This is a genomic window from Chromobacterium sp. FG22, assembly GCF_057809415.1.
Genome location: NZ_JBMDJX010000020.1, coordinates 1 through 26,113 on the forward strand (window position 1 = coordinate 1; position 26,113 = coordinate 26,113).

The 26,113-nt window shown below is 65.8% G+C and carries 26 protein-coding genes and 1 tRNA gene; 16 read left to right on the forward strand and 11 right to left on the reverse strand.

Translation table 11 applies throughout. The features are described 5' to 3' along the window. The 12 genes from ACODSD_RS17730 to ACODSD_RS17785 form a co-directional block, all read left to right on the forward strand. On the forward strand, positions 1-738 hold a 738-nt coding region (locus tag ACODSD_RS17730; RefSeq protein WP_488877945.1), incomplete at its 5' end, for a lysophospholipid acyltransferase family protein. 48 nt (positions 739-786) lie between these two features. Beyond that, positions 787-2,325 carry an HAL/PAL/TAL family ammonia-lyase gene (locus ACODSD_RS17735; RefSeq protein ID WP_488877978.1) on the forward strand — a complete coding sequence of 513 codons (1,539 nt, stop codon included), beginning with the start codon at positions 787-789 and terminating at the stop codon, positions 2,323-2,325. Then, positions 2,325-2,771 carry an acyl-CoA thioesterase gene (locus tag ACODSD_RS17740; RefSeq protein WP_043590872.1) on the forward strand — a complete coding sequence of 149 codons (447 nt, stop codon included), beginning with the start codon at positions 2,325-2,327 and terminating at the stop codon, positions 2,769-2,771. Before ACODSD_RS17735 ends, ACODSD_RS17740 begins: the two co-directional genes overlap by 1 nt. 2 nt (positions 2,772-2,773) lie before the next feature. After that, the gene (locus ACODSD_RS17745; RefSeq protein ID WP_166451951.1) at positions 2,774-3,403 is read left to right on the forward strand and encodes a LolA family protein; all 630 of its coding nucleotides are present in this window, start codon (positions 2,774-2,776) and stop codon (positions 3,401-3,403) included. Next, positions 3,403-5,748, forward strand: a complete 2,346-nt coding sequence (locus ACODSD_RS17750; protein ID WP_488877946.1) for an MMPL family transporter — start codon at positions 3,403-3,405, stop codon at positions 5,746-5,748. Before ACODSD_RS17745 ends, ACODSD_RS17750 begins: the two co-directional genes overlap by 1 nt. After that, positions 5,742-6,293, forward strand: coding sequence for a DUF3261 domain-containing protein (locus ACODSD_RS17755; protein ID WP_488877947.1), 552 nt, complete (start codon positions 5,742-5,744; stop codon positions 6,291-6,293). Before ACODSD_RS17750 ends, ACODSD_RS17755 begins: the two co-directional genes overlap by 7 nt. After that, positions 6,290-7,471, forward strand: a complete 1,182-nt coding sequence (locus tag ACODSD_RS17760) for a beta-ketoacyl-[acyl-carrier-protein] synthase family protein (RefSeq protein WP_488877948.1) — start codon at positions 6,290-6,292, stop codon at positions 7,469-7,471. Before ACODSD_RS17755 ends, ACODSD_RS17760 begins: the two co-directional genes overlap by 4 nt. Next, the gene (locus tag ACODSD_RS17765) at positions 7,468-7,926 is read left to right on the forward strand and encodes a hotdog family protein (protein ID WP_227104646.1); all 459 of its coding nucleotides are present in this window, start codon (positions 7,468-7,470) and stop codon (positions 7,924-7,926) included. Before ACODSD_RS17760 ends, ACODSD_RS17765 begins: the two co-directional genes overlap by 4 nt. Continuing rightward, entirely contained in the window at positions 7,923-8,648 is a 726-nt protein-coding gene (locus ACODSD_RS17770; RefSeq protein WP_488877949.1) for a 3-ketoacyl-ACP reductase FabG2, read from the forward strand. The genes ACODSD_RS17765 and ACODSD_RS17770 overlap by 4 nt, the downstream gene beginning before the upstream one ends. After that, positions 8,648-9,871 carry a beta-ketoacyl-ACP synthase gene (locus ACODSD_RS17775; protein WP_370646580.1) on the forward strand — a complete coding sequence of 408 codons (1,224 nt, stop codon included), beginning with the start codon at positions 8,648-8,650 and terminating at the stop codon, positions 9,869-9,871. Before ACODSD_RS17770 ends, ACODSD_RS17775 begins: the two co-directional genes overlap by 1 nt. Before the next feature lie 19 nt (positions 9,872-9,890). Next, positions 9,891-10,358, forward strand: a complete 468-nt coding sequence (locus tag ACODSD_RS17780; protein WP_166451958.1) for a hypothetical protein — start codon at positions 9,891-9,893, stop codon at positions 10,356-10,358. A gap of 2 nt (positions 10,359-10,360) precedes the next feature. Next, positions 10,361-11,584, forward strand: coding sequence for a beta-ketoacyl synthase N-terminal-like domain-containing protein (locus tag ACODSD_RS17785; protein ID WP_166451959.1), 1,224 nt, complete (start codon positions 10,361-10,363; stop codon positions 11,582-11,584). Positions 11,585-11,599: 15 nt separating this feature from the next. Here the strand turns inward: ACODSD_RS17785 and ACODSD_RS17790 are convergent, their stop codons facing one another. From ACODSD_RS17790 to ACODSD_RS17840, 11 genes are all read right to left on the reverse strand, one after another. Continuing rightward, complete coding sequence (locus tag ACODSD_RS17790; protein WP_227104641.1) at positions 11,600-12,031, reverse strand: excinuclease ATPase subunit; 432 nt, start codon at positions 12,029-12,031, stop codon at positions 11,600-11,602. A gap of 243 nt (positions 12,032-12,274) precedes the next feature. Then, on the reverse strand, positions 12,275-12,550 hold the full coding sequence (locus ACODSD_RS17795) for a hypothetical protein (protein ID WP_227104639.1): 276 nt from the start codon (positions 12,548-12,550) through the stop codon (positions 12,275-12,277). 159 nt (positions 12,551-12,709) lie between these two features. Next, positions 12,710-13,165 (reverse strand): hypothetical protein, encoded by a 456-nt coding sequence (locus ACODSD_RS17800; RefSeq protein WP_488877950.1) that lies wholly within the window; start codon positions 13,163-13,165, stop codon positions 12,710-12,712. Between the two features lie 118 nt (positions 13,166-13,283). After that, positions 13,284-13,373 (reverse strand) — tRNA-Ser (locus tag ACODSD_RS17805). Between the two features lie 114 nt (positions 13,374-13,487). Beyond that, a complete protein-coding gene (locus tag ACODSD_RS17810) occupies positions 13,488-14,720 on the reverse strand; it encodes a dicarboxylate/amino acid:cation symporter (protein ID WP_107800317.1) in 1,233 nt (410 codons plus the stop codon). Positions 14,721-15,074: 354 nt separating this feature from the next. Next, entirely contained in the window at positions 15,075-15,353 is a 279-nt protein-coding gene (locus ACODSD_RS17815; protein WP_107800316.1) for a barstar family protein, read from the reverse strand. Then, on the reverse strand, positions 15,344-15,796 hold the full coding sequence (locus ACODSD_RS17820; protein ID WP_227104634.1) for a ribonuclease domain-containing protein: 453 nt from the start codon (positions 15,794-15,796) through the stop codon (positions 15,344-15,346). The genes ACODSD_RS17815 and ACODSD_RS17820 overlap by 10 nt, the downstream gene beginning before the upstream one ends. Further along, a complete protein-coding gene (gene murI, locus ACODSD_RS17825) occupies positions 15,793-16,575 on the reverse strand; it encodes a glutamate racemase (protein ID WP_235087122.1) in 783 nt (260 codons plus the stop codon). The genes ACODSD_RS17820 and murI overlap by 4 nt, the downstream gene beginning before the upstream one ends. A 10-nt stretch (positions 16,576-16,585) precedes the next feature. Continuing rightward, positions 16,586-17,677, reverse strand: coding sequence for an iron-sulfur cluster carrier protein ApbC (gene apbC, locus ACODSD_RS17830; RefSeq protein ID WP_107800313.1), 1,092 nt, complete (start codon positions 17,675-17,677; stop codon positions 16,586-16,588). A 150-nt stretch (positions 17,678-17,827) separates the two neighbouring features. Further along, positions 17,828-19,165, reverse strand: coding sequence for a CoA-disulfide reductase (locus tag ACODSD_RS17835; RefSeq protein ID WP_488877951.1), 1,338 nt, complete (start codon positions 19,163-19,165; stop codon positions 17,828-17,830). Between the two features lie 143 nt (positions 19,166-19,308). Beyond that, positions 19,309-20,703, reverse strand: a complete 1,395-nt coding sequence (locus ACODSD_RS17840; protein ID WP_488877952.1) for an L-cystine transporter — start codon at positions 20,701-20,703, stop codon at positions 19,309-19,311. Positions 20,704-21,279: 576 nt separating this feature from the next. Here ACODSD_RS17840 and ACODSD_RS17845 point away from each other — a divergent pair. The 4 genes from ACODSD_RS17845 (at position 21,280) to ACODSD_RS17860 (ending at position 25,996) form a co-directional block, all read left to right on the forward strand. Then, complete coding sequence (locus ACODSD_RS17845; RefSeq protein WP_107800310.1) at positions 21,280-22,542, forward strand: MFS transporter; 1,263 nt, start codon at positions 21,280-21,282, stop codon at positions 22,540-22,542. A 151-nt stretch (positions 22,543-22,693) separates the two neighbouring features. Then, on the forward strand, positions 22,694-24,754 hold the full coding sequence (metG, locus tag ACODSD_RS17850; protein ID WP_227104624.1) for a methionine--tRNA ligase: 2,061 nt from the start codon (positions 22,694-22,696) through the stop codon (positions 24,752-24,754). A 255-nt stretch (positions 24,755-25,009) separates the two neighbouring features. Further along, positions 25,010-25,195, forward strand: coding sequence for a hypothetical protein (locus ACODSD_RS17855; RefSeq protein ID WP_019103612.1), 186 nt, complete (start codon positions 25,010-25,012; stop codon positions 25,193-25,195). Between the two features lie 174 nt (positions 25,196-25,369). Beyond that, the gene (locus ACODSD_RS17860; protein ID WP_227104622.1) at positions 25,370-25,996 is read left to right on the forward strand and encodes a VC0807 family protein; all 627 of its coding nucleotides are present in this window, start codon (positions 25,370-25,372) and stop codon (positions 25,994-25,996) included. The last annotated feature ends 117 nt before the right edge of the window (positions 25,997-26,113 follow it).

Below are 26,113 nucleotides of genomic sequence, written 5' to 3' on the forward strand. Positions count from 1 at the left end.
CCCCCCCCCCCCCCCGACGGCGATCCGTCGCCCGTTCGCGCGCTGGACGTCTACCGCCATCTCTACAGCTTCGCCGAAGCCGCCGCCGACAAAATGGCGGCCTGGGCCGGAGGCCTGCCGCCGGAGGCGGTGGCGGCGCCGGGCAGCGACGATATGCGGGCGCTGTTGGCGAGCGGGCGCGGGGCGCTGCTGGTGGGCTCGCACCTGGGCAATCTGGAAATGTGCCGGGCGCTGGGACACGCGGCCGGCGCGCGCCGGGTCAACGCCGTGGTCTACACCCGGCACGCCGCGCGGTTTTCCCGTTTGCTGGCGGCGGCCAGCGGCGACTACGCCGTCAACCTGATCCAGGTGCAGGACATGGGCGTGGACACCGCCATCCTGCTCAAGGACAAGATAGACAACGGCGAGTGGGTGGTGATCGTCGGCGACCGCACCCCGGCCAGCGACAACGGACGAGTGCAGCGCGCCGAGTTCCTGGGCGGCTCCGCCGCCTTCGCGGAAGGGCCGTGGATTCTGGCCAGCCTGCTGGAGTGTCCGGTCTATTTGCTGTTCTGCCTCAAACGGCAGCGGCGTTACCACATTACGCTGGAGCCGTTCGAGGAACGGCTCCGCCTGCCGCGCCGCGAGCGCGGCGAGGCCCTGCGGTGGACGATTCAGCGTTACGCCGATCGCCTGGCCTGGCATGCGCGGCACTCGCCGCTGCAATGGTTCAATTTTTACGATTTCTGGCGCGCTTAGCCGGAAGCGACAGCTGCCGCGTGGCGCGGCGAGAAAGAGTCCGTAGTGATGAAGAGCAAGGAGGCGCTCAGCGTGGGCGCCGGACGTTTGACGATTGAAGACGTGTGCGCGGCGGCGCAGGGACAAGTGCAAGTGGAGTTGGCCGGAGGCGCGTTTCCGGAACGCATCGAACGCGGCGCCGCCTTCCTGGCCGGCCTGCTGGCCGAGGGCGGCGAAGTCTACGGCGTCAACACCGGTTACGGCGACAACTGCACGGTGACGATTCCCGCCGCGCTGGTGGCGGAGCTGCCGCTGCATCTGACGCGCTACCACGGCTGCGGCCTGGGCGACTACCTGGACGAAGCGTCCACGCGCGCGGTGCTGCTGGCCCGGCTCAACTCCCTGTCCCAGGGCGTGTCCGGCGTGCGCTGGCTATTGCTGCAAAGACTGGCCGCCTTGCTGCGGCACGATGTGCTGCCGCTGATTCCGGCCGAGGGCTCGGTGGGCGCCAGCGGTGATTTGACGCCGCTGTCCTATGTGGCCGCCGTCTTGTGCGGTGAGCGCGAAGTGCGCTACCGGGGCCTAGTGCGGCCGGCGGCGGCGGTGTTGGCCGAACTGGACCTGCCGCCGCTGACGCTGGCGCCGAAAGAAGGGCTGGCCTTGATGAACGGCACGGCGGTGATGACCGGCCTGGCCTGCCTGGCCTTCGCCCGCGCCGAATACCTGACCCGGCTGAGCGCGCGGCTGACCGCGCTGTCCTGCCTGGCCTTGAAAGGCAATCGCGGCCATTTCGCGCCGGAGCTGTTCGCGGTCAAGCCGCATGAAGGCCAGAACCAGGTGGCCGCCTGGATCTACGCCGATCTGGACGACGGCGGCGAAGCGCGCGAACAGATCCGCCTGCAAGACCGTTACTCCATCCGTTGCGCGCCGCACGTCATCGGCGTGCTGCGCGACGCCTTGCCCTGGCTGCGCCGCGACATCGAGAACGAACTGAACAGCGCCAACGACAACCCCATCATCGATCCGGACCTGGAGCGGGTGTTGCACGGCGGCCATTTCTACGGCGGCCATATCGCTTTCGCCATGGACGGCATGAAGAACGCGGTGGCCAATCTGGCCGACCTGATGGACCGGCAACTGGCGCTGCTGGTGGACACCCGCTACAACCACGGCCTGCCGCAGAATCTGTCCGGATCGCGCGGCGAACGGGCCGCGATCAACCACGGCTTCAAGGCGGTGCAGATCACCGCCTCGGCCTGCGCGGCGGAAGCCTTGAAGCTGACCATGCCGGCCTCGGTGTTCTCCCGCTCCACCGAATGCCACAACCAGGACAAGGTCAGCATGGGCACCATCGCCGCCCGCGACGCGCTGCGCGTGTTGCAGCTGACCGAACAAGTGGCGGCCTGCCTGACGCTGGCGGCGGCGCAGGGCGTGCGCTTGCGGCGGCAATCCGGCGAACTGGATATCAGCCGGCTGCCGCCGGCGCTGGGCGATTTCGTGGCCGAACTGGAGACGCTGTCCCCCTTCCTGGACGAGGACCGCCGTCAGGACGGCGAACTGCGCCTGGCGATAGAGCGGATTCAGCAACGCGCCTGGAGCTTGTATTGATGACGGCGGACCTTAAAGCGGCCGCGTCCTTGCCGGCGGCGGAGATCGAAATCGAGATTCCCTTCCACGACGTGGACGTGCTGCACGTGGCCTGGCACGGTCATTACGTGAAGTACTTCGAACTGGCGCGCACCGCGCTGCTGCGCAGCTTCGACTACGACTACCCGCAGATGCGCGATTCCGGCTACGCCTGGCCGGTGACCGAGTGCTATCTGAAATACGTGCGCCCGGCCCGCTACGGTCAGCGGGTGATCGCGCGCGCGCAACTGACGGAATACGAAAACCGCCTCAAGGTGGTTTACCAACTGCGCGACGCCCTCAGCGGCGAAAAACTGACTCAGGGCCACACCGTGCAAGTGGCCTTGGACCTGGCCGACGACATGGCGCTGCAGTTCGTCACGCCGGCGGTGTTGTGGAACAAACTGGGCATCCCATGCGAGGAATGACGATGTTGAAACCGTGGACGCGCCGCGCAGGCGGCTTGCTGGCGCTCTTGCTGGCTGGGCTTGCGCCGCTGGCGCAGGCCGAGGATTTGCTGAGCCAGATTTCCAGAAAGCTGGCGGCGAACTCGGTCTTGCACGCGGATTTCGCGCAGAGCCGGCAGATGGCCGCCTTGAAAAAGCCGCTGCAGTTGTCCGGACGCATGGTGTTGTCGCGTGAAAACGGCGTGATCTGGTCCATCGTCAAACCGTATCAACTGGGCTATGTGATGACGCCCAAGGGCGTGAGCGAACTGCTGCCCGACGGCAGCCGCCGCGAGCGGGCCAGCCGCGACATCCCCGGCATCGGCTCGGTGGAAGGCTTGTTCCGCGGCTTGCTGGCCGGGGACAGGAATTTGCTGCAACAGCACTTCGCGGTGGAGGCTAAGGGCAGTCCCGCCGCCTGGACCCTGTTGCTGAAGCCCAAGCCGGGGCCTTTGCAAAAAGGCCTGGGCGCGGTGGAGCTTGCCGGCGCCGCGCAGCTGGAACGCGTGTCGCTGACCGAGCCCGGCGGCGACAGCACGCAGATCCGCTTCAGCCGGATTGATGCGCAAAGCCCGCTGAGCGCCGAGGAAAGCCGCTTGCTGGGAGGGCGTTGATGCGCAAGCGCTTTTATGGCTGGCTGGCGCTGATGCTGCTATGCCTGGCCTCGCTGCTGCCCTATCTGGGGCGGCCCTTGCCGGTGCAGACCAATATGCTGGCGATGCTGCCGGACGACGCGCGCCAACCCGAGGTGGAGCGCGCCTTGGCGCAACTGGCGGCCAAGGCGGGCGAGCGCCTGGTGGTGATGGTGGGGCATCGCGATCCGGCCCAGGCCAGCCGCCTGGCGGAACAGGCGGCCGCCCGGCTGCGCGCCCTGCCGGCCTTGCGCTCGGTGCAAGGGAAAATAGGCGACCTTGACCCGGCGCGCCTGTTGCGGCCTTACGCCCCTTACCGCCACGGCCTGTTGACCGACGCCGACCGCGAGGGGCTGCGGCAAAACCCGCAAGCGTATCTGGAAACCCTGTTGCTGCGCCGCTTGAGCCTGCCGGGACAGGGCGCTTTCGGCCTGCCGCTGGCGGAGGATCCCTTCGGCCTGTTCGGTAATGTGTTGGCCGCGCTGCCTATGGCCAAGTCGTCGTTGCAGATCAAGGACGGCTGGCTGGCGACGGAGCGAGACGGCGTGTCCTGGCGCTTGCTGAGCGCGCCCTTGAACGGCGACGCTTACGATCCGGCGCTGCAGCAAGTCCTGAGCCGCGAAGTGGCGGAACTGCGCACGCTGGCGGACGCCGGCGGCGGCCAGCTGGCCGCCACCGGCGCGGTGCTGTTCGCCGGCGAGGCGCGCGGCGGCGCCGAAGCGGAAATGAACAGGATAGGCAGCGTGTCGATGGCGGCCGTCATCGGCCTGATGTTGCTGGTGTTCCGCCGGCTGCGCCATCTGGCCTTGTCCGGCGCGGTGATCGCCGCGGGCACGCTGACGGCAGTGGCCGCCACCCTGGCGGTGTACGGCCAGTTGCACTTGCTGACCCTGGTGATGGGCGCCAGCCTGATCGGCGTGGCGATAGACTACTCGACCCATCTGTTCGCCAGCCAGTTGCAAGACGGGCCGGATTGGGACGTGGAGCGAGCGCTGGCCGCCATTCATCCGGCCATCCGCATGGGGCTGCTGACCACCTTGCTGGGCTACGGCGCACTGGCTCTGCTGCCGTTTCCGGGGCTGCGCCAGATCGCCTTCTTCTCCAGCGCCGGCCTGGTCGGCGCCTATCTGACCGTGCTGTGGTGCGTGCCTTGCTTTGTGCGTCAGGCCGCGCCGGCGTCGGCGCGGGGCATTCTGCCGCCGATAGGCCGCGCTTTCGGCCGTTACTGCCAATTCATGCGCGGCCGCCGCCTGGCCGCGCTCTTGCTGGCGCTGGGCGCGCTGTCGCTGCCGGGGCTGGCCCGATTGCAGGCGGACGACGATGTGCATCAGTTGATTCGGCCCTCGGCTGAGTTGCTGGCGCAGGAACACTTGATTCGAGAGCTGGCGGGGCAGGGCAATAGCCGCCAGTTCTTCCTGCTGGAAGCACCCAGCGAAGCCGCCTTGCTGCGCCTGGGCCGGCAGTTGGACGGCCGCCTAGACGCCTTGGTGAGCGCCGGCCAGCTGCAAGGCTATCAATCCTTGTCCAGCTTGCTGCCGCCGCCGGAGCGGCAACAGGCCGACCACGCGCTGCTGCAAGACGCGATGCGACGCGCCGGCCGGCAAGTGCTGCAGGACGCGGGCGTGCGCGACGAGATCGCCGGCGGCTATCTGGCCGGCCTGGCGCGGCCGGGGCCGTCCTTGACTGCGGAAACGCTGCTGGCTCAGCCGCTGGCCGCGCCGCTGCGCCACCTGTGGCTGGGACGGCACGACGGCGTCTGGCGCATGGCGGTGATGCCGGGCGATTTCCGCAAGCTGGACGCTTTGCGGCAAGCGGCCCAAGGGCTGGACGGCGTCACGCTGGTGGACAAGGCCGCCAGCGTGTCCGAACTGTTCCGCCAGTTCCGCGAGGCCTCCACGCTGATGTTCGCGTTGTCGCTGCTGGCCATCGTGGCGCTGATGCAGCGCCGTTACGGCTGGCGGCGCGCGCTGCTCTTGGCCGCTCCGGTCAGCCTGGCGGTGCTGTTCACCCTGGGCGCGCTGGGCTGGCTGGGCGTGAGCGCCAATCTTTTCGTCGTGCTCGGCTTCCTGATGGTGCTGGGCGTGGGCGTGGACTACGCGATCTTCGTGGAGGAGGGCCGCCGTCATCATCAGCAGGCGGCGTTGCTGGCGGTGGGGCTGTCGGCCTTGACCACCTTGCTGTCCTTCGGCTTGCTGGCCGCGAGCGCCACCCCCGCGGTCAGCAGCTTTGGTTTGACTCAATTGATCGGCGTGGGCCTGGCGGTGCTGCTGGCGCCTATGGTGACCCTGTTCAAAACCGGGGACGCGGGAAGGGCCGAGCCATGTTGAAACTGCTGCCCCTGCTGTTCTTGCTCGCCGCTTGCGCCGGCGGCGGCCATTGCGTCCGCCTGCCGCAAACCCCGGCCTACTGCCTGCGGCAACCCGCCGAGACCTATAACGCCAGCCAGTTGGTGACGGCGAGCGGCAGCGGTTTTCGCGAACTGTCCTTGCTGCAGCTGGAGGCCGATGGGCAGCGGCTGTCGCTAGCGGCCTTGTCGCCGCTGGGCCAGCCCTTGCTGAGCGCCGGCTGGGACGGCCGACGCTGGAGCGCGAGCTCGCCGTTCGGCCGCCGGGTCAGCGACCAGGGGCCGGCGATGCTGGCCCTGGCGCAATGGCTGCACCTGCCCGAGGCCGCCGTTCTGGACGGCTTCGGCCGCGCGCCCGCCTGGTGGCTGCACGCGGCGGACGGCCAGCGTCGGCTGATGAACGGCGACCAAACCCTGCTGATCGACGCGCCGACGCCCAAGGGGCGGCGCGTCCGGCTGCCGCAACTGGGCATGACGCTGGAGATCGAATCCTTGGCGGCGATGGCGCCGGAGGCGGAGGCTCAATGACGGTTTATCTGAACGAATTGGCGATGATCAACGCGCTGGGCCGCGAGCTGCCGGAGATCCACCGGCGCTTGCTGGCCGGCGACTGCGGCGGCATGTGCGAGGAGGCCGGCGCGGTGGTGGGCCGGGTGGCGGGCGCGCTGCCGGAGATCCCGGCTGAGCTGGCCCGCTACGACAGCCGCAACAACCGGCTGCTCCTGGCCGCGCTGGAGCCCTTGCGCGCTCGCGTGGAGGCGCTGGCCGCGCGTTACGGGCGTCATCGGATCGGCGTGGTGCTGGGCACCAGCACCTCGGGCATCCTGGAGACGGAGCTGGCGGTCGCCGCCGAGGCGGCCGGGCAGGCGCGGCCGGAGCGCTACGATTACGCACAGCAGGAAATGGGCAGCCCTGCCTTGTTCCTGGCCGAGCTGTTGCGGCTGGACGGCGTCGCCTATGTGGTCTCCACCGCTTGCTCTTCCAGCGCCAAGGCGGTGGCCGCCGCCGCCCGCTTGTTGTCGCAAGGGCTGTGCGACGCGGTGATTTGCGGCGGGGCGGACAGCCTGTGCCAGCTGACCCGGCAGGGCTTCGCCGCCCTGGAGTCCGTCAGTCCCGTCTTGTGCCAGCCGATGAGCGCGCGACGCCGCGGCATCAATATCGGCGAGGGCGCCGCCTTGTTCATCGCCAGCCGCGAGCCGGGCCCGGTGGCCTTGCTGGGCTACGGCGAAAGCAGCGACGCCTGGCATATGTCGTCGCCGCACCCGGAAGGCCGCGGCGCGGAGGAGGCGATGCGGCGGGCCTTGCGAATGGCCGGCGCGGAGGCGGCCCAGGTGGGGTACGTGAATCTGCACGGTACGGCCACCGTCAAGAATGATGAAATGGAAAGTCTGGCGATGCGGCGGGTGTTTCCCGACGGCGTGCAGGCCAGTTCCACCAAGCCCTTGGTCGGCCACCTGCTGGGGGCCGCAGGCGCCACCGAGCTGGGCTTCGGCTGGCTGGTGCTGAGCGACAGCCGGCGCCGGCTGCCGCCGCATGTCTGGGACGGCGCGGCGGACCCGGCCCTGCCGGCGCTGAAACTGACGCAAGCCGGCGCTGCGCTGCCCGCGGGGCGGCCGCTGGTGATGAGCAACTCTTACGCCTTTGGCGGCAATAACGTGTCGCTGTTGCTGGCGGCAACAGCGACGGACGAGAACGAACACGCATGATGTTACCGGCTATCACCGAAGTCTTGCCGCACCGCGGCGGCATGTTGCTGCTGGAGGCGGTGCAACGCTACGACAGCGCAGGCCTGGAGGCGCGCGCCACGCCGGACGCGGCGGCATGGTACGCGGACGCCGCCGGCGATATGCCGGCCTACATCGGCATCGAACTGATGGCCCAGGCGGTGGCCGCCTGGGTGGGCCTGACGGCGCGCCAGGCGGGGCTGCCGGTCAAGCAGGGCGTGCTGTTGGGCACGCGTCGTTACCAGCCAGCCTGCGCGGCGTTCGCCGCCGGGCGGCCGCTGCGGGTGACCGCCAGCCCGGTCTATCGCGACGAGTCCGGCATGGGGTCCTTCCTGTGCGAGATCGCCTGCGGTGAAGACCGGCTGGCCGAGGCCACCATCAATGTGTTCGAACCGGAAGATTTCGCCTTATTTCTGCAGGAAAGCAGCGCACAATGAAAAAAAGAATCCTGATCACCGGATCCAGTCGGGGCATAGGCCGGGCAGTGGCCTTGCAACTGGCGAGAGACGGCTTCGACGTGGCCATCCACTGTCGCAGCCGCCGTGAAGAAGCGGAGGCCGTGGCAGCGGCCGCCAGCGCGGAGGGCGCGGCGGCGACGCTGATGCAATTCGACGTCAACGACCGCGAGGCCGCGCGCGCGGCCATCGAAGCGGACATCGCCGCCAACGGCGCGTTCTGGGGCGTGGTGCTGAACGCGGGCGTGACCCGCGACAACGCCTTCCCGGCGCTGGAGGGCGAAGACTGGGACCTGGTGGTGAACACCTCGCTGGCCGGTTTTTACAATGTGACCCATCCGCTGATCATGCCCATGGTCCGCGCCCGCAGCGGCGGCCGCGTCGTCACCCTGTCCTCCGTCTCCGGCGTGATGGGCAACCGCGGGCAAGTGAATTACAGCGCGGCCAAGGCGGGCCTGATCGGCGCCACCAAGGCGCTGGCGGTGGAGCTGGCCAGCCGCAAGATCACGGTGAACTGCGTGGCGCCGGGCCTGATCGACACCGATATCCTGGAGGGCGCTCCGGTGGAAGAGGCCCTGAAGATGGTGCCGATGAACCGGGTGGGGCGGCCGGAGGAAGTGGCCGCCCTGGTGGCCTTCCTGATGTCCGACGGCGCCGCCTACATCACCCGCCAGGTGATAGGCGTGAACGGAGGCATTGTCTGATGCGCCGCGTCGTGATCACCGGCATGGCGGGCATCACCAGCCTGGGCCATGACTGGCCCGCCATCGCGGCCAAGATCCGGGCCGGCCGCAACGGCGTGCGCGCCATGCCGGAGTGGGACGGCTTTCCGGATTTGAACACCCGCCTGGGCGCGCCGGTGGACGACTTCGCGCTGCCGGCCCACTATCCGCGCAAGATGTCCCGCGCGATGGGACGAGTGGCGCAAATGGCGGTGTGCGCCACCGAACGCGCCCTGCTGGACGCCGGCCTGCTGCAAGACCCCTGCATCAAGGACGGCCGCATGGGCGTGGCCTACGGCTCCTCGTCCGGCAGCGTGGCGCCGATACAGGCCTTCGGCCAGATGTTGGCCACCGGCTCCATGGCCGGCGTCACCTCCACCAGCTACATCCAGATGATGAGCCACACCGCCGCGGTCAATATCGGCTTGTACTTTGGTCTGACCGGCCGGGTGATTCCCACCGCCAGCGCCTGTACTTCCGGCAGCCAGGCCTTGGGCTACGCCTACGAAACCATACGTTTCGGCCGCTGCGACATGATGATAGCCGGCGGCGCGGAGGAAATGTCGGCCGGCGGCGCGGCGGTGTTCGACACCTTGTACGCCACCAGCCAGCGCAACGACGAGCCGGCGCATACGCCGCGGCCCTTCGACCGCGACCGAGACGGCCTGGTGGTGGGCGAGGGCGCTTGCACCCTGGTGCTGGAGGAGCGTGAGCACGCGCTGGCGCGCGGCGCCGCCATCTATGCCGAAATCTGCGGCTTCGGCACCAATTCCGACGGCAGCCACATCACTCAGCCGGAAGCGCCGACCATGGCGCGCGCGATGCGGCTGGCGCTGGACGACGCCGGCCTGTCCGCCGGCGCGATAGGCTACGTCAACGCCCACGGCACCGCCACCGACCGCGGCGACATCGCGGAAACCCAGGCCACCGCCGCCGTGCTGGGGCGGGCGCCGATCAGCTCGCTGAAAAGCTATTTCGGCCACACCCTGGGCGCCTGCGGCGCGCTGGAAGTGTGGCTGACGGTGGAAATGCTGCGCGAAGGCTGGCTGGCGCCCACGCTGAACCTGGACCGGGTGGACCCCGCCTGCGGCGAACTGGACTACCTGACCGGGGCCATCCGCCGGGCCGATGTCGAATACGCGATGAGCAACAACTTCGCCTTCGGCGGCATCAACACATCCCTGATTTTGAAACAGGCCGGTTAAAGCGGCCAGGAGAGAAAACATGCGTCAACTACGCGCTTATATTGCAGCCCTGCTTTTGGCGATGACCGCCGTTTCCGCGCAGGCCGCGCCGGCCAGCGTGCCGGTGCGCGACGTGACCGACCAACTGGTGGCGCGCATGGACGGCAAGCCGATGACCGCGGACATGCTGCGTCGCGCCATCATCGCCGGCGCCGGCAGCAAGGGCTGGGTGGTGGTGGCCGACGGCGAAGGCAAGCTGCTGGCCAGCCTGGACGTGCGCGGCAAGCATCAGGCCAAGGTGGCCATCAGCTACGGCGCGGACCGCTACAGCGTCAAATACCTGTCCGCCAACAACCTGAACGTGGAAACCAAGAGCGAGAACAAAAACTATAGCGGCGCCGCGGAAAAAGCGCCGGTAGGCACCGTGCTGATCCACCCCAACTACAACCGCTGGGTCTCCATCATGGTGCAAGAGATCCAGGCGTCGGCCAACCAGATCGCGCCTTGAACATGAAGCGTCGCGTCGTCGTCAGCGGCTATGGTCTGGCCAGCCCCATCGGCAACGATGAGGCAACGGCGCTGACGGCCTTGCGCAACGGCCGCAGCGGCGTCGCCGCGCGGCCGGATTTCGCCGAGCTCGGCATGAACAGCCGGGCGGCCGGCGCGCCGCGCCGCGACGACATCGCCTTGCCGCCGCGCAAGCTGCAACGCTTCATGGCGGACGCGGCCCTGTACGGCTGGCACGCCGCCCAGCAGGCGATTGCCCATGCGCGGCTGCCGGCTTCCGTCCTGCAACACCCGCGCACCGGCCTGGTCGTCGGTTCCGGTGTGGGCTCCACGGCCAAGCTGAGCGAGGCGATGGCGATTCTGGCCAGCCGCGGCATTCACCGGCTGACGCCTTATTACGTGCCGCAGATCATGGGCAACACCGTATCCGCCAATCTGGCCACCCATCTGGGCGTCCAGGGGCTCAGCCTGGGCGTGACCTCCGCCTGCGCCACCTCCGCGCACGCCATCGGCTACGCTTTCGAACAGATTCAGTTCGGCAAACAGGATGTGATGCTGGCGGGCGGAGCGGAGGAAGTGAGCTGGCAATCCGCGGTGCTGTTCGACGTGATGGGCGTGCTGGCCGACGGCGACGCGTCGACGCCGGACACCGCGTCTCGTCCTTATCACGCGGACCGCGACGGCTTCGTCATCGCCGGCGGCGCGGGCGTGCTGGTGTTGGAGGCGCTGGAACACGCGCTGGCGCGCAAAGCCCCCATCATCGCCGAACTGTCCGGTTACGCCGCCTGCAGCGATGGACACAGCATGGTGGCGCCCAGCGGCGCGGGCGCAGAGCGCTGCATGCGGCTGGCGCTGGCGGACGCCGGTCTGGAACGGGTGGACTACATCAATACCCACGCCACCGGCACGCCGCAAGGGGACCGCGTCGAAATCGAGGCCGTCCGGGCCGTGTTCGGCGCCGAGGCCGTGCCCGCCTTCTCCTCCACCAAGGGCCTGACCGGCCACGCGATCGCGGCGGCCGGCGCAATGGAAGCCATCTTCAGCTTGCAGATGATGCGCCATGGCTTTGTCGCCGCCTCGCCGCAATACGGCGAGCTGGACGATTGCCTGGCCGGCCTGCCATTCGTTCGGCACGCTCGGCCGGCCCAGTTGGACAGCGTGCTGTGCAACAGCTTTGGTTTCGGCGGAGCCAACGCCTGTCTGGTGTTCTCCCGCGCGGGGCTTTGAGGCCCCGCTTCAGGCTTACTTGAGCACTTGCGCCTTCAGCGCCACGCCCGCCATCAAGAAGCCGCTGCCGCACATATACTCCTTGGCGTTGCTGATCTCCTCAGACTTGTAATAACTGCGGATATTGACCACGGCGGAGCCGCCTTCCTTGCGCGCGCGCTCCTGGAACTCCAGCAGCGCGGAAATGAAGGCGCGCTGGCAGGCGGCGGCGTTGTCCTTGCCGAAGCTATTGGTCTTTTTATTGCTCACCCATTCGCCCAGCACCTTGCCTTTGCCGCCGCGGGCAAAGCGAAAGGCGATGTTAGGGTCCAGCTTTTCCTTGGCCAGATCGCTGTTCAGCGCGTCTTCGATGGACAGCATCAGTTTTTCATCCGCGGCGTGGGCGACGGCGGGCAGCGCCAGCGCGCAGGCCAGCAGCAGAGGGGCGATTCGTTTGTGCAGAGTCATGGGTTTGGCGATTCGGCTGTTAAGAGGCTGATAAACGACGCCGGCGGCGCGTCTGCCGCGCCGCCGCGTCGAATCGAGGCCCCGCAGTGTACTCGCGCGCGCAGCCCATTCCAAAGACAGTATTAACATTGAAACGGCGCGTTTCCGGACGTGGCCTTACGCGCGCGCTGCCGCGGGGTCAGTCCTGCGCGGGCACTTTCAAGGCCGCGCCTGCAGCGCGTCCAGGCCGTGTTGCAAGCACTGCTACGCCGGCGCCAGCGTCAGATGCAGCACATTGCAGGGGCAGGGTTGTTCCTTGGCCTGCTCCAGCAGCGCCAATACCGCGCGCAGGCTTTCGTGTCCCTTGCGCAGATCGCGTATGGCGCTGCGCAGACTTTGCTCGCGGGCGTACAGCCGGCTTTCCAGCCGTTTCAGCGAGGCCGGTGCCACGCTGTTGAACGGACGCAATTCGGAGAGCAGCGTATTCAGGGGAAGAGAGGGAGACAGCAGGGCGCGATAGCGCCGGGTTTGGTGCGTCATCGGAAGGCTCCTATGGCTGGGCCTGCCTTCGCTGCTACGCGGGTACGGCAGGCGAATGACGAGGGTAGCAGACCGGCCATAGCTCCGGCAGGCGCACGAATGCGCCTCCCCGCCAGCGCCTGCCTTTGATAAGGCGGGGACTATGGCGAGGCTATGGCTTTATGAGCTGCTACACCCAAATACCGCGGAATGAGGCGGCACGCGGCGATTGTTACTGATTGGGGATGGAGGGTCAAGCCAGCGGCTTTGGCGGGGGGGGGGGCAAGGCCTGCAAGCAGGCGCGGCCGGCGGCTCCGGAGAGAAGTAGCGCCGCCAGAAAGCTTCGCGGCAGGTGCTGTTGAAGCTGATATGGCCGGGCTGGATGGCGTCGCCGGACGGCTGGCGGACGACTTCGTAACGAATCCAGCACTCGGCGCAGGCGGCCTCGGCCGGGTAATCGTCCTGTTCCGTCGTCCGCTGGATCATTGCGCCATCGTCGAAAACATAGGTGGACTGTTCCGCGACTACCGTATAACACTGATCCGTCCAACGGTTCCGGCTTGAGCCGTCCAGGCGCGCGCGGCGCGGGGAGGGCGCGTTCAGGATGGCGTTGACGTAGTTGACCAGATGATTCATGCGGCTGCGGCTTGGACAGGTGCGGAAGGCTGTAATGGTAGGCGCAAACGGGACGGGGGAGAAGCGGAAGAACAAAACAAAAAAGCCCTTTATTTCTCAAGGGCTTAATTGCTTGGTCTGGCGGAGAGGGAGGGATTCGAACCCTCGGTACGCTCGCACGTACGCCTGATTTCGAGTCAGGTACATTCGACCACTCTGCCACCTCTCCGACTCAGAGTGGGGCATTCTATTGGGCAAGGGATTACCTGTCAATAGCCTTGTCGCAGCTAGCCATAAAAAACGCCGCCCGGAGGGGCGGCGCGTTCAACGGAGCAGACCATGCTCAGTGTTTTTTCAGCTCGCCTTCCCACTTGGCCACCACCGCGGTGGCGATGGAGTTGCCCACCACATTGGTGGCGGAGCGGCCCATGTCCAGGAAGTGGTCGATGCCCAGCAAGAGCAGCAGGCCGGCTTCCGGAATGTTGAACTGGGCCAGGGTGGCGGCGATCACCACCAGCGAGGCGCGCGGCACGCCGGCCATGCCCTTGGAGGTGAGCATCAGGATCAGCAGCATGGAGATTTCCTGCGCCAGCGTCAGATCGATGCCGTAAGCCTGGGCGATGAAGATGACGGCGAAAGTGCAGTACATCATCGAGCCGTCCAGGTTGAAGGAGTAGCCCATCGGCAGCACGAAGCTGGCGATCTTGTTGGAGCAGCCGAAGCGCTCCAGCTGTTCCAGGGTCTTGGGGTAGGCGGCTTCGGAACTGGCGGTGGTGAAGGACAGCAGCAGCGGTTCGCGCATCATGCCCATCAGCTTGAGCACGCGCGGGCCGATGAACATCGCGCCGGCCAGGATCAGCAGGCCCCACAGGATGCCGATGGACAGGTAGAACTCCGCCATGAACTTGCCGTAGGTGGCGAGGATGCTCAGGCCTTCCTTGGCCACGGTGGCGGCGATGGCGCCGAACACGGCCAGCGGCGCGAACAGCATCACGTAGCTGGTCACTTTCAGCATCACGTGGGCCACCACGTCAATGGTGTCGATCAGCAGCTTGGCGCGGTCGCCCAAAGCGGCCATCGCGCAGCCGAAGAACACCGAGAACACCACGATCTGCAGAATCTCATTGGTGGCCATCGCTTCAAACACGCTCTTGGGAATGGCGTGGGTGACGAAGTCCTTCACCGACAGCGCGCCGGCCTGGATGCCGCTGGTGGCGTGGGTGTCCGGCAGCGGCAGGTTGAGCGCCAAACCCGGCTTGAGCAGGTTGACCATGATCAGGCCCAAGGTCAGGGACATCAAGGACGCGCTGATGAACCAGAGCATGGTCTTGCCGCCAATGCGGCCCACGGTCTTGGCGTCGCCCATCTTGGCGATGCCAACGATCAGGGTGGACACCACCAAGGGCGCGATGATCATCTTGATCAGGCGCAGGAAGATGTCGGTCAGGATGGAGATATTGCTGGCGAAGGCTTTGATGTCGGCTTCGCTGGCGGCGTTCTCGCGATAGAGATAGCCGGTGATGATGCCCAGCACCAGGCCGATGAGGATCAGCCCTGTGAGTTTTTTCGACTGCATTGAGAAGTTCCTACCTGTATTTGAGAGCGTTTTGATAACAACACGGCAAGTTCGCAATGAAACAATGCCGGCGCCGGTCCGGTGGAGGGAGCAGCCGCTTCGTGTGTGTCAAGGTTGCCGATGTAGTGGCCTGCCTACGTTATTGTTGTTTGATTTTATTGGCATTGCTGCCAGTTGTAGGACAGTTGTTGACCTATTTAGGGGTGGGATTATAGTGAATTAGCGAACGCTTGTCTTTGTTGTATTTCGAGTCTTGAATTTCGCAGCGGAGTGTGTGTTGCGGAAACGAATGATGATGAACTTGCCATCGGGATGAAGGGCCGCCCCGGCGCCTTGCGGCGGCGGCCCGGTGTTTCAGTGGTGGATGTCCAGCGTGACGTCGCCGCGTTCCTCGGCCACGGTTTCCAGAATTTCCAGAATGGTGGCGTAAAGGTCCACGCCCAGCGCCTTGCGCGCTTCCTCGGTTTCGCGCCAGACGATCTCGAAGGGGCCCGTCACGTCTTTGGCCAGGCTGTCGTACAGCGCGTCCAGATTGCGGCCGAAGTGGGCCGGCAGGAGCAACTGGCGGCTCAGCTCGTCAAACAGCTGGTCCAGGCTCTTGATGTGGTGCAGTTCGCAAACTTTCACTGGCATGGTGGCACCTCGATGAAGCGGTTGTAGTGGTCTACGGTGACGAAACGCTGGCCGGAACCGGAGAACACGATGCGGTAAGCGCCGCGCTTGCCCCCTTTATAGTTCAGATCGGCTTCCTGCCATTGCCCCTTGGGCAGACGTTTTTCGTAATTGCCGAAACGGTCGCCGCCTATGGATTTGCCGTTGAGGCCGGGCACGCCCCACAGGCTGCGGCCGGGCTGCCAGCCGGCGTTCTTGGCCTGGCGCTTGTTGATGAATTGCGGCGGCAGCTGGCCGTTCTTGCCCAACTGGCTCAGCACCGCGCTCAGCTCGTTCTGGTTGAGCTTGTTGCCGGCTTGCTGATTGACTTGGACCGCCACCAGCGAGCATTGCGGCAAGGCCCAGGCGGCGGGGGCGGCGATCAGACAGGCCAGCGCCAACAGGCGCGATAGACGTGGAATCATTGGGCTTGCTCCAGAGGCAGGGATTCAACCGGGTGGTCGGCGCCTATCAGCAGCGGCAGGATGCGGCGCATGCCGGCGCTGTCGGCGTCGGTGGTGATGAAGCGGTAGGCCGGGGCGACGGCGGGCGCGGCGTCCGGCAGCAAGGAGGCCACGCGCCGGGCGATGGCCTCGGCCGGGTCGTACAAGGCGATGCCGTCGCCGGTCAGTTCGCGGATCAGCGGCTCCAGAAACGGGTAATGGGTGCAGCCCAGCGCGATGTGGTCGATGCGCTCGTCAAGTAGCGGCCGCACTACGGCCGCCACCAGTTCGCGCGTGCGCGGGCTGTCCAGCTCGCCGGCCTCCACTTGCTCCACCCAGCCCGCGCCCACGCGGCGCAGCACTTCAACGTGGCCGGCGTGGGTGTCCAGCAGTTTGCGCACCCGCTCGCTTTGCAGCGTGGCCTGGGTGGCCAGCACGGCGATGCGGCCGGTGCGGCTCATGGCCGCCGCCGGCTTGATCGCCGGCTCTATGCCCACCAGCGGGATGGAAAGCTCGCGGCGCATGGCGGCGATGCCGGCGGTGGTGGCGGTGTTGCAGGCCACCACCAGCAGGGTGGCGCCTTGTTCTTGCAGATAGCGGCCCATTCTGACGCTGCGCTCGGCGATGTCGCTGTGGCTGCGTTGGCCGTAGGGGCAGTAGGCCTGATCGGCCAGATAGGTGATGCCCCAGCCGGGCAGCGCGGCGCGGACGGCCTTCCATACCGAAAGGCCGCCGAGGCCGGAGTCGAACATCGCGATCATGATGCGTTTGTCAGTTGTTCTGGATGACGATCTTGGGGAATTTGCCGGAGAAGTCCTGGGCTTTCTCGCCCACCTTCACCGCCACTTTGCGGGCGATGGCCTTGTACAGTTCCGCCACCTTGCCGTCCGGGTCGGCCGCCACCGTGGGGGTGCCGCCGTCCGCCGCCAGGCGGATGCCCATGTCCAGCGGCAGGGAGCCCAGCACGTCCACGCCAAAGTCCGCCGCCATCCGCGCCGCGCCGCCTTCGCCGAAGATGTGTTCGGCGTGACCGCAGTGGGAGCAGACGTGGATGGCCATGTTCTCCACCATGCCCAGGATGGGGATGCCCACTTTCTGGAACATGGTGACGCCCTTGCGCGCGTCCAGCAGGGCGATGTCTTGCGGGGTGGTGACGATGACGGCGCCGGTGACCGGCACTTTTTGAGACAGCGTCAGCTGGATGTCGCCGGTGCCCGGCGGCATGTCGATTACCAGATAGTCCAGATTGTCCCAGCGGGTGTCGTTGAGCAGCTGTTGCAGCGCCTGGCTGACCATGGGGCCGCGCCAGACCATGGCCTGGTCCGCGTCCACCAGATAGCCGATGGACATGGTCTGCACGCCGTGGCTTTCCAGCGGCTTAAGGCTTTTGCCGTCCGGGGTTTCCGGACGCTGGCCCTGCAAGCCCATCATCAGCGGCTGGGACGGGCCGTAGATGTCGGCGTCCAGGATGCCGACGCGCGCGCCTTCCGCGGACAGCGCCAGCGCCAGGTTGGCCGCGGTGGTGGATTTGCCCACCCCGCCTTTGCCGGAGGCGACGGCGATCACGTTCTTGACGCCGGAGAGCAGCGGCACGCCGCGCTGGGCGGAGTGGCTGGTGATCAGGCTGCCCACGCGCACGCTGAGTTTGCGTTGCTCGGCCAGCGGCGCCAGCGCGGCTTCAAAGCGCAGGCGAACCGGTTCGTGCTGGCTGTTGGCCGGATAGGCCAACACCACGTCCAGCGACAGTTCGGCGTCGCTGATCTTGATGTTTTTCACCGCCTTGGCGGCGACGAAGGGTTTGCCGGTGTTGTCGTCGATCAGGCTGGACACGGCTTCCAGCACTTGAGCATCGCTGAGTGACATGCTGTTTTCGGTTCCCGGTGAGGACTGGAAAAGGCGGGTGAGCTTGGAGAGCATGGGGAGGACATCCGTTGAATCTTTGGCTGTCCGGCAGTTTACCCCAACTTGCCCGCGCTGGCATCGGCGCGGGCGGGCGGGGGCTGCCGGCCTGGCTTATTTGACCACGTTGCCGGCGACGTTGAGCACGTCCCAGGTGCGGGCGAAGGGCGGCGCGTAGCAGAAGTCCATCATGCCCAGTTCGCGTGCGCTGACGCCCTTGGCGATGGCCACCGCCAGCGCATCCAGCCGGTGCACCACATCGCCATTGCGGCCTATCATCTGCGCGCCCAGCAGCCGCCGGCTGCCGGTTTCGTAGCAGAGTTTGACGTGGACTTCCGCCTGGCCCGGCACGTAGTTGGTGTGGTTCTTGTCTTTGACCAGCACGCTTTGGCAATCAAAGCCGGCGGCGCGCGCCTGGGCTTCGGACAGGCCGGTGCGCGCGGCGTCCAGCGACAGCACCCGCACCGCGGCGGAGCCCAGGGTGCCCGGATAGGCCTGGCGGCCGCCGGCCAGGTTCTCGCCCACCAGCCGGCCCAGCTTGTTGGCCCCGGTGGCCAGCGCCACGTAGACCGGTTGGCCGGTCAGCTGATGCGGCGCGGCGGCGCAGTCGCCGGCGGCGTAGATGTCCGGCAGGCTGGTTTCGCCGTAGGCGTTGACCACGATGGCGCCGTTGCCCAGGCGCTGCAGGCCGGCGTCGGCGGCGAAGGCGGTGTTGGGGCGTATGCCTATGCTCAGCACCACCAGATCGGCCGGGTATTCGCCGCGTTCGGTGAGCACGCTTTGCACCGCGCCGTCGCCGCGCAGCGCGGTGACGGCCTCGGACAGGTGCAAGGCCACGCCGTGTTCGCGCAACTCCTGCTCCATCAGGTCGGTGATTTCAGCGTCGAAGGCATCCGGCATCACCCGTTCCGCCAGCTGGATCAGCCGCACGCGCTTGCCCAGGCGGACCATGGCTTCGGCCAACTCCAGGCCGATGAAGCCGGCGCCGATGATGGCGACTTCGCGCACTTCCTCGCGGGCTGCGGCCGCGCGCAGCGCCAGGCCGTCTTCCATCACCCGTAGCGTATGCACGCCCGGCAAGTCCAGGCCCGGCAGCGGCGGGCGGATTTCGCTGGCGCCGGTGGCGATCATCAGCTTGTCGTAAGCGGCGTCGAAGGCTTCGCCGTCCGCCAGCCGGCGCACGCGCACCCGTTTGGAGGCGGGGTCTATGCTCAGCGCCTGGTGGCCGGTGTGCACGCGGATATTGCGCTTGGCGAAGTCTTCCACGCTGAATTCGGCCATATAGCCGGGCTCGTCGAACTCGCCGCCGACGAAGTAGGGCAGGCCGCAAGCGCCGAAGGAAATGACCTCGGACATCTCGTAGACGTCGATTTCGGCTTGCGGCGCGCTGCGGCGCGCCTTGGCCGCCGCGCTCATGCCGGCGGCTTCGCCGCCGATGATGACGATTTTCATAGTGTGTTCCCGTCCGGGTTGTTGCTGTGCCGCATTGTGGGGCAGTTGGCGGCTTTAATGGAAAAACCGCCTAGTATGCTGGATTTACAGGTTGTAAATAGGCATTCCCAGGCGGTTTTCAAGGCGGAGTCTCGCGCCGCTTGCTAAGCCATTTCTTCGTCCAGATTGATCTCGCGGTCGCTATTGAACACCTGCATATCGGTCTGGCCCAGCAGGCGGCTGGTCACGGTGCCGGCGGTGATGGAGCCGCTGACGTTGAGGGCGGTGCGGCCCATGTCGATCAAGGGTTCGATCGAGATCAGCAGGCCGGCCAGCGCCACCGGGAAGTCCAGCGCGGACAGCACGATCAGCGCGGCGAAGGTGGCGCCGCCGCCAACGCCGGCCACGCCGAAGGAACTGATGGTGATGATGGCGATTAGCGGCACGATGAAGTGCAGGTCCATCGGATTGACGCCCACGGTGGGGGCGATCATCACCGCCAGCATGGCCGGGTAGATGCCGGCGCAGCCGTTCTGGCCGATGGTGGCGCCGAAGGAGGCCGCGAAGTTGGCGATGCCGTCCGGAATGCCCAGCAGCTTGTTCTGAGTGGCCACGTTCATCGGGATGGAGCCGGCGCTGGTGCGCGAGGTGAAGGCGAAGGTCAGCACCGGGATCACTTTTTTAGTCCAGCGCAGCGGATTGACGCCGGCCAGGCCCACCAGCAGCAGGTGCACGGCGAACATCAGCAGCATCGCGCCGTAGGAAGCCAGCACGAAGTTGATCAGGTTGACGATGTCGGCCCAGCTGGAACCGGACACCACCTTGGTCATCAGCGCGAATACGCCGTAAGGGGTCAGGCGCAGCACCAGGGTCACCATGCGCATCACGATGGCCTGGGCCACGGCGATGAAATGGCTGAAGCTGGCGAACAGCTCGGGTTTTTTGCGGGCGATGCCGGTGGCGGACAGGCCGATCAGCACCGAGAAGATCACCACCCCGATGGTGGAGGTCTTGCGCGCGCCGGTCATGTCCAGGAAGGGGTTGGCCGGCAGGAAGTCCAGCACCAGCTTGCTGAAGGACAAGTCCTCCACCGTGCTCAGGTTCTTCACCAGCGATTCGCCGCGCGCCACCTCGGCGGCGCCGGCGGTCAGACCCTCGGCGCTGAGGCCGAACAGATTGGCCATCAGAATGCCGGCGCCGGCGGCGAGCATGGTGGTGAACAAGAGCACGCCCAGGGTGGCGGCGCTGATCTTGCCCAGCGAGGAGCCGCCTTCCAGCTTCAACAGCGCGGCGATGATGGACACCATGATCAGTGGGATTACGATCATCTGCAGCAGCTTGACGTAGCCGGAGCCGATGATTTCGCACAGTTCCAGGCAGGCGGCCAGCGCCGGCGAGCCGGGTTGGGCCAGCCATTGCAGCGCGGCGCCGAAGGCGACGCCCAGCGCCAGGCCGGTGAAGACCCGCTTGGTGAAGGAGACGTGAGTGCGTTGCTGCTGCCACAGCAGCGCCAACAAGGCCAGCGTGACGGCTAGCGTGGCGATGACGGTCAAGGTCATGGGAAACCCCTTAATCTATTGGTTTTGTCGTCAGGTTCCGCTGGCCGCCCGGGCCGGCTTGGCGTCAAAGCGCAGGGGCGGGTTTTGGGGTGGGGCGGCGAGCTGGGCTCAGCGTAGCGACGGCGCGGCGTCGGCATTTTGAGCGAGGTCAGACGAGCTTGGAATCCTGATAAAAAAGCTTCGCCCGGCGGGGCGCCGCTGGCGGGAGCCCGCGCGGCCGCGCCGGGGGAATACGGCGAAAAGCGGCGATTTTACCGATATTCCCCGCGCTTTACTCATATTAATAAGCATAAGCTTATTGATTGTTTTTCTATCAATCGCGCCGTGGCGCCGAGCCGGAGCGATCGACGATGGCTGGGCCGGCGCCTGCGCGCTCGTCTCGTCTTTGCTTGGCGGGGTGTGGGGTGTTTGGGTTGCAAATTGCTGTTTTTATTGTGTTTGTGGCAAAAATTGCTTTGCGCGCCAGGCTTTCTGCAGGTACAATTGCGCCCCTTTTTCGCTTTATTTGGCCCTTGTCCGTCCGGCCGCATGGGCAAGCGCGCCGCTTGCCGGTCTCAGAAAGGCTGCATCTCCCTAATGTCCGCTCTACACGCAAAGCTTAGCCGTTCCAATCTATTGTTTCCGCTGGCCCTGGTTCTGTTCGAATTCGCCGTCTACATCTGCAACGACATGGTGCAGCCGGCCATGTTGGCGGTCACCCGGGAATTCCTGGTCGACGCCTCCTGGGTGCCGGCGTCCATGACCGCCTTCCTGCTGGGCGGCGCGCTGCTGTCCTGGCTGACCGGCCCTCTGTCCGACCGCATCGGCCGCCGGCCGGTACTGCTGTTCGGCGTCGCCTACTTCACCGTGACCTGCCTGGCCACCTATCTGGTGAACTCCATCGAGGCCTTCATCGCGCTGCGTCTGCTGCAGGGCATTGGCCTGTGCTTCATCAACGCCGTCGGTTACGCCGCGGTGCAGGAAGCCTTTGAAGAAAAAGCCGCGGTCAAGGTCACCGCCTTGATGGCCAATGTGGCGCTGATCGCGCCGCTGGCCGGCCCGCTGGCCGGCGCCGCGCTGATGGAGCTGGCGCCGTGGCGCACCAGCTTCCTGCTGATCGCCGCGCTGTCCTTCCTGGCCTTGCTGGGCCTGATCTGGAAAATGCCGGAAACCACCCAGCCCAGCCACGAGAAACTGCCGCTGGCGCAGATGGGCCGCGATTATCTGAAAGTGTTCGGCAACGGCCGCTTCGTGCTGTCCGCGCTGTGCATCCCGCTGCTGGCGCTGCCGCTGATGGGCTGGATCGCCATGTCGCCGGTGCTGCTGGTGAATGATCTGCACATGAGCGCGCTGGAATACGGCCTGATGCAGCTGCCGGTGTTCGGCGGCCTGATCGCCGGCAATCTGGCGCTGGTGCTGGTGGCCGGCCGCTGGCCGCTGGGCCGTTCCGCGCTGATCGGCATGTGGCCCATCGTGATCGGCCTCAGCCTGATGCTGTCCGGCGTGCTGTTGTCCGCGCATCCGCAATACTTCATGGTGGCCGGCATGACGCTGATGGCTTTCGGCGAAGGCCTGGCGTTTGGCGTGCTCTACCGTTTTGCGCTGATGTCCTGCGACGCCGCCGGCAAGGGCACGGTGTCTGCCAGCATGAGCATGTTGTCCATGGCCGGCTACGCGCTGGGCGTGGAGCTGTTCCGCATCGCTTACCAGCAGGCCGGCATGCTCGGCTTCGCCTGCCTGTCGCTGGCCTTCTCGCTGGCCTATGTGCAGGTGGCGCGCCGCACCGTGCGCGGGGCCATGCTGGAGCGCGCGCAACAGGCCGAGGCCAAGCAGCCGGAACTGGCCAATCAGGCTTCCTGAGCCCGAACCCGGCCCCGCTGGCACAGCCCGGCCCGCATGCGCGGCCGGGCTTTGTCTTGATGGCCGCCGTTTCCCGGATATCCGTCGTGACCGCCGGGGGCGACTGCCTCTATAATCGATCGTTTCAGATCGCACCTTTGGAACAATCCTAATGAGCAAACGCAAGATTCTGGTGACCAGCGCACTGCCTTACGCCAACGCGGGGCTGCATCTGGGTCACATGCTGGAACAGATTCAGACCGATATCTGGGTGCGCTTCCAGAAGATGCGCGGCCACGAATGCTATTACGTCTGCGCCGACGACACCCACGGCGCCCCCATCATGCTGGCGGCGGAAAAACAGGGCATCACCCCGGAGCAGTTGGTGGACAGCGTGCGCGAACTGCACCTGGCGGATTCTCTGGGCTTCCTGATCGGCCACGACAACTACTACAGCACCAACAGCCCGGAGAACAAGGCGCTGGCGGAGCAGGTGTATCTGGCCTTGAAAGCCGACGACAAGATCGCCTGCCGCACCATCGAGCAGTTGTTCGACCCGGAAAAGCAGATGTTCCTGCCGGACCGCTTCGTCAAGGGCGAATGCCCCAAGTGCAGCGCCAAGGATCAATACGGCGACAACTGTGAAGTCTGCGGCGCCACTTACAACCCCACCGAACTGAAGAACCCGTACTCGGCGGTGTCCGGCGCCAAGCCGGTGCTGAAAACCTCCGAGCACTATTTCTTCCGTCTGGGCGAGTGCGCCGACTTCCTCAAACAATGGACCGGCGGCAGCAGCGTGCGCGCCGACGGCGCGACCCAGCCGCATTTGCAGCCGGAATCGCTGAACAAGATGAACGAGTGGATTTCCGGCGGCCTGCAGGACTGGGACATCAGCCGCGACGCGCCGTACTTCGGCTTCGAAATCCCGGGCGCGCCGGGCAAGTACTTCTATGTGTGGCTGGACGCGCCCATCGGCTACATGGCCAGCTTCAAGAACCTGTGCGATCGCAGCGGCCTGAATTTCGACGAGTGGTTCGGCAAGGACAGCCGTACCGAGATGTACCACTTCATCGGCAAGGACATCCTGTACTTCCACGCGCTGTTCTGGCCGGCGATGCTGAACTACTCCGGCCTGCGCGCGCCCACCGGCGTGTTCGCCCACGGCTTCCTCACCGTGGACGGGCAGAAGATGTCCAAGTCGCGCGGCACCTTCATCCAGGCCAAGAGCTATCTGGATTGCGGGCTGAATCCGGAGTGGATGCGCTATTACATCGCCGCCAAACTGAACGGCCGCATCGAAGACATCGATCTGAACCTGAACGACTTCGTCGCGCGGGTGAATTCCGATCTGGTGGGCAAGTTCGTCAACATCGCCAGCCGCTCCGCCGGCTTCATCGCCAAGCGCTTTGACGGCATGCTGGCCAGCCAGGTTAGCGACGGCGACATCCTCGCCAAGCTGCAGGCCGCCGCCGATGAACTGGCCGCCGCCTTCGAGGCGCGCGAATACGCCAAGGCGCTGCGCGACGTGATGGCGCTGGCGGACGTGGTCAACGCCTACGTGGACGCCAACAAGCCGTGGGAACTGGCCAAGCAGGAAGGCCAGGACGCGCGCTTGCAGGAAGTCTGCACCGTGCTGATCAACGCCTTCCGCCTGCTCACCATTTACCTGAAGCCGGTGCTGCCCAAGCTGGCCGAAGGCGTGGAAGCCTTCCTCGACGTGGCGCCGCTCGCCTGGAGCGACGCCGCCAACCTGCTGCTGGGCAAGAAGATTCACGCCTACCAGCACCTGATGCAGCGCATCGACCCGGTGCTGATCGACAAACTGATAGAAGCGAACAAACAGAATATGCAAGCCACCGCAGACACCCCGGCCGCGGCTCAATACGAGCCGCTGGCCGAAACCATCAAGATCGACGACTTCGCCAAGCTGGACCTGCGCATCGGCAAGGTGCTGGAGTGCAACTTCGTCGAAGGCTCGGACAAACTGCTGCAGTTCACCGTGGATATGGGCTTTGAGAAGCGCAACATCTTCTCCGGCATCCGCAAGGCTTATCAGGAGCCGGAAAAACTGGTGGGCCGCAATGTGGTGGTGGTGGCCAATCTGGCCGAGCGCAAGATGCGCTTCGGCGTGTCGCAGGGCATGATCGTCTGCGCTTCCGGCCAGGACGACAGCGAAGGCCTGTTCCTGCTGGACGCCGATCAAGGCGCCAAGCCGGGCATGCGCATAGGCTGAGCCGGTAGTTCCTAATCCTGACTGTTCTTTTTACTAGTTGGGTCCCGCGGCCCCTGCTGTCATATTGGCATGCAGGGGCCGCGTCATTTCGCGGCCCCGAAACCTTCACCGGGCTGTCATCTGAGGCTGTTACATTCACTGCAAGCCAAATGCGAAACATTCTCGTCCGGCTGGCGGAACTTTTGAAAATATGGTATGTCTCTAGATGAAATGAATTTTGAACAACCCAAAAAAAAGAAAAAGGAATGAACCATCATGAAAATTTCTCAACTGAAACCCGGCTACAAAATCCTTGAGCACAAGGACAGCGGCTCTACCATGCATTACGAAGTGGTCAGCATTCGACAGGTTGGCAAGATGTTTGAAGTGACTTTCAAGTCCGCCTTGGGTTTGGCCAGCGCCTTGTATCCCGCCAACGCCTTCATTCAGGCGGCCGCCTGATGCCACTCCCCTGCGTTTGTCCATTCCATTGCGCAGATTACAGATGAAGCCCCGCAAAATGCGGGGCTTTGTTTTTGGCCCGTCCTTTTTCTCCCCCTGCGAAAAACTCAAGTCAGGCAGTTGACGTTTCGATGCAAATTGTTCATGCTTTTTGCATTTGAAGGCGGAGGCGCCGTGCCGAAACGCGCAAAACTGATACTGGAAATCATCGTCAATTTCCTGCTGCCCTGGTTGTGCTACCGCTATGGCGAGCCGCGCTGGGGCGAAGCCGGCGCACTGATGTTTTCCGCCTTGCCGCCGGTGCTGTGGAGCGTGATCGAGCTGTTGCGCTTCCGGCGCGTGGACGCTTTGAGCCTGCTGGTGTTGTTGGGCATAGGCTTGTCCTTGCTGGCCATGCTGCTGGGCGGCGACGCGCGCCTGCTGTTGCTGCGCGAGTCCCTGATCACAGGTTTGATCGGCTGCGGCTTTCTGCTGTCCCTGGCGCTGCGTCGGCCGCTGGTGTTCTATCTGGCGCGGGCGACCTTGGCGCGGGAATCGGAGCAGGGGCGGGAACGGTTCGAACAACTATGGCGCGCGGATGGCTTCAGGCGCGCCATCCAGCAAATGACGCTGTGGTGGGGCTTGGGCTTGAGCCTGGAGGCGGGCGGGCGCGCTTATCTGGCCTGGACCTGGCCGGTGGAGCGTTTTCTGCTGGTGGCGCCCTTCATCAGCTACGGTGTGATGGGCGGGCTGTGCCTGATGACCTTGCTGTATAGGCGGAAGATGCGCCGCGAAGCCGCCGTGGCCATGGCCGCGCTTTGAAGCGGATCTCGGGCGAATAGACAAAAAAAAGGGCCGCAAAAGCGGCCCTGAAGTTCCGTGATGAACACTTAGGAGGAAAGACACGGCTGCTTGTTTTGCGGCTTCGCTGGCAGTCGA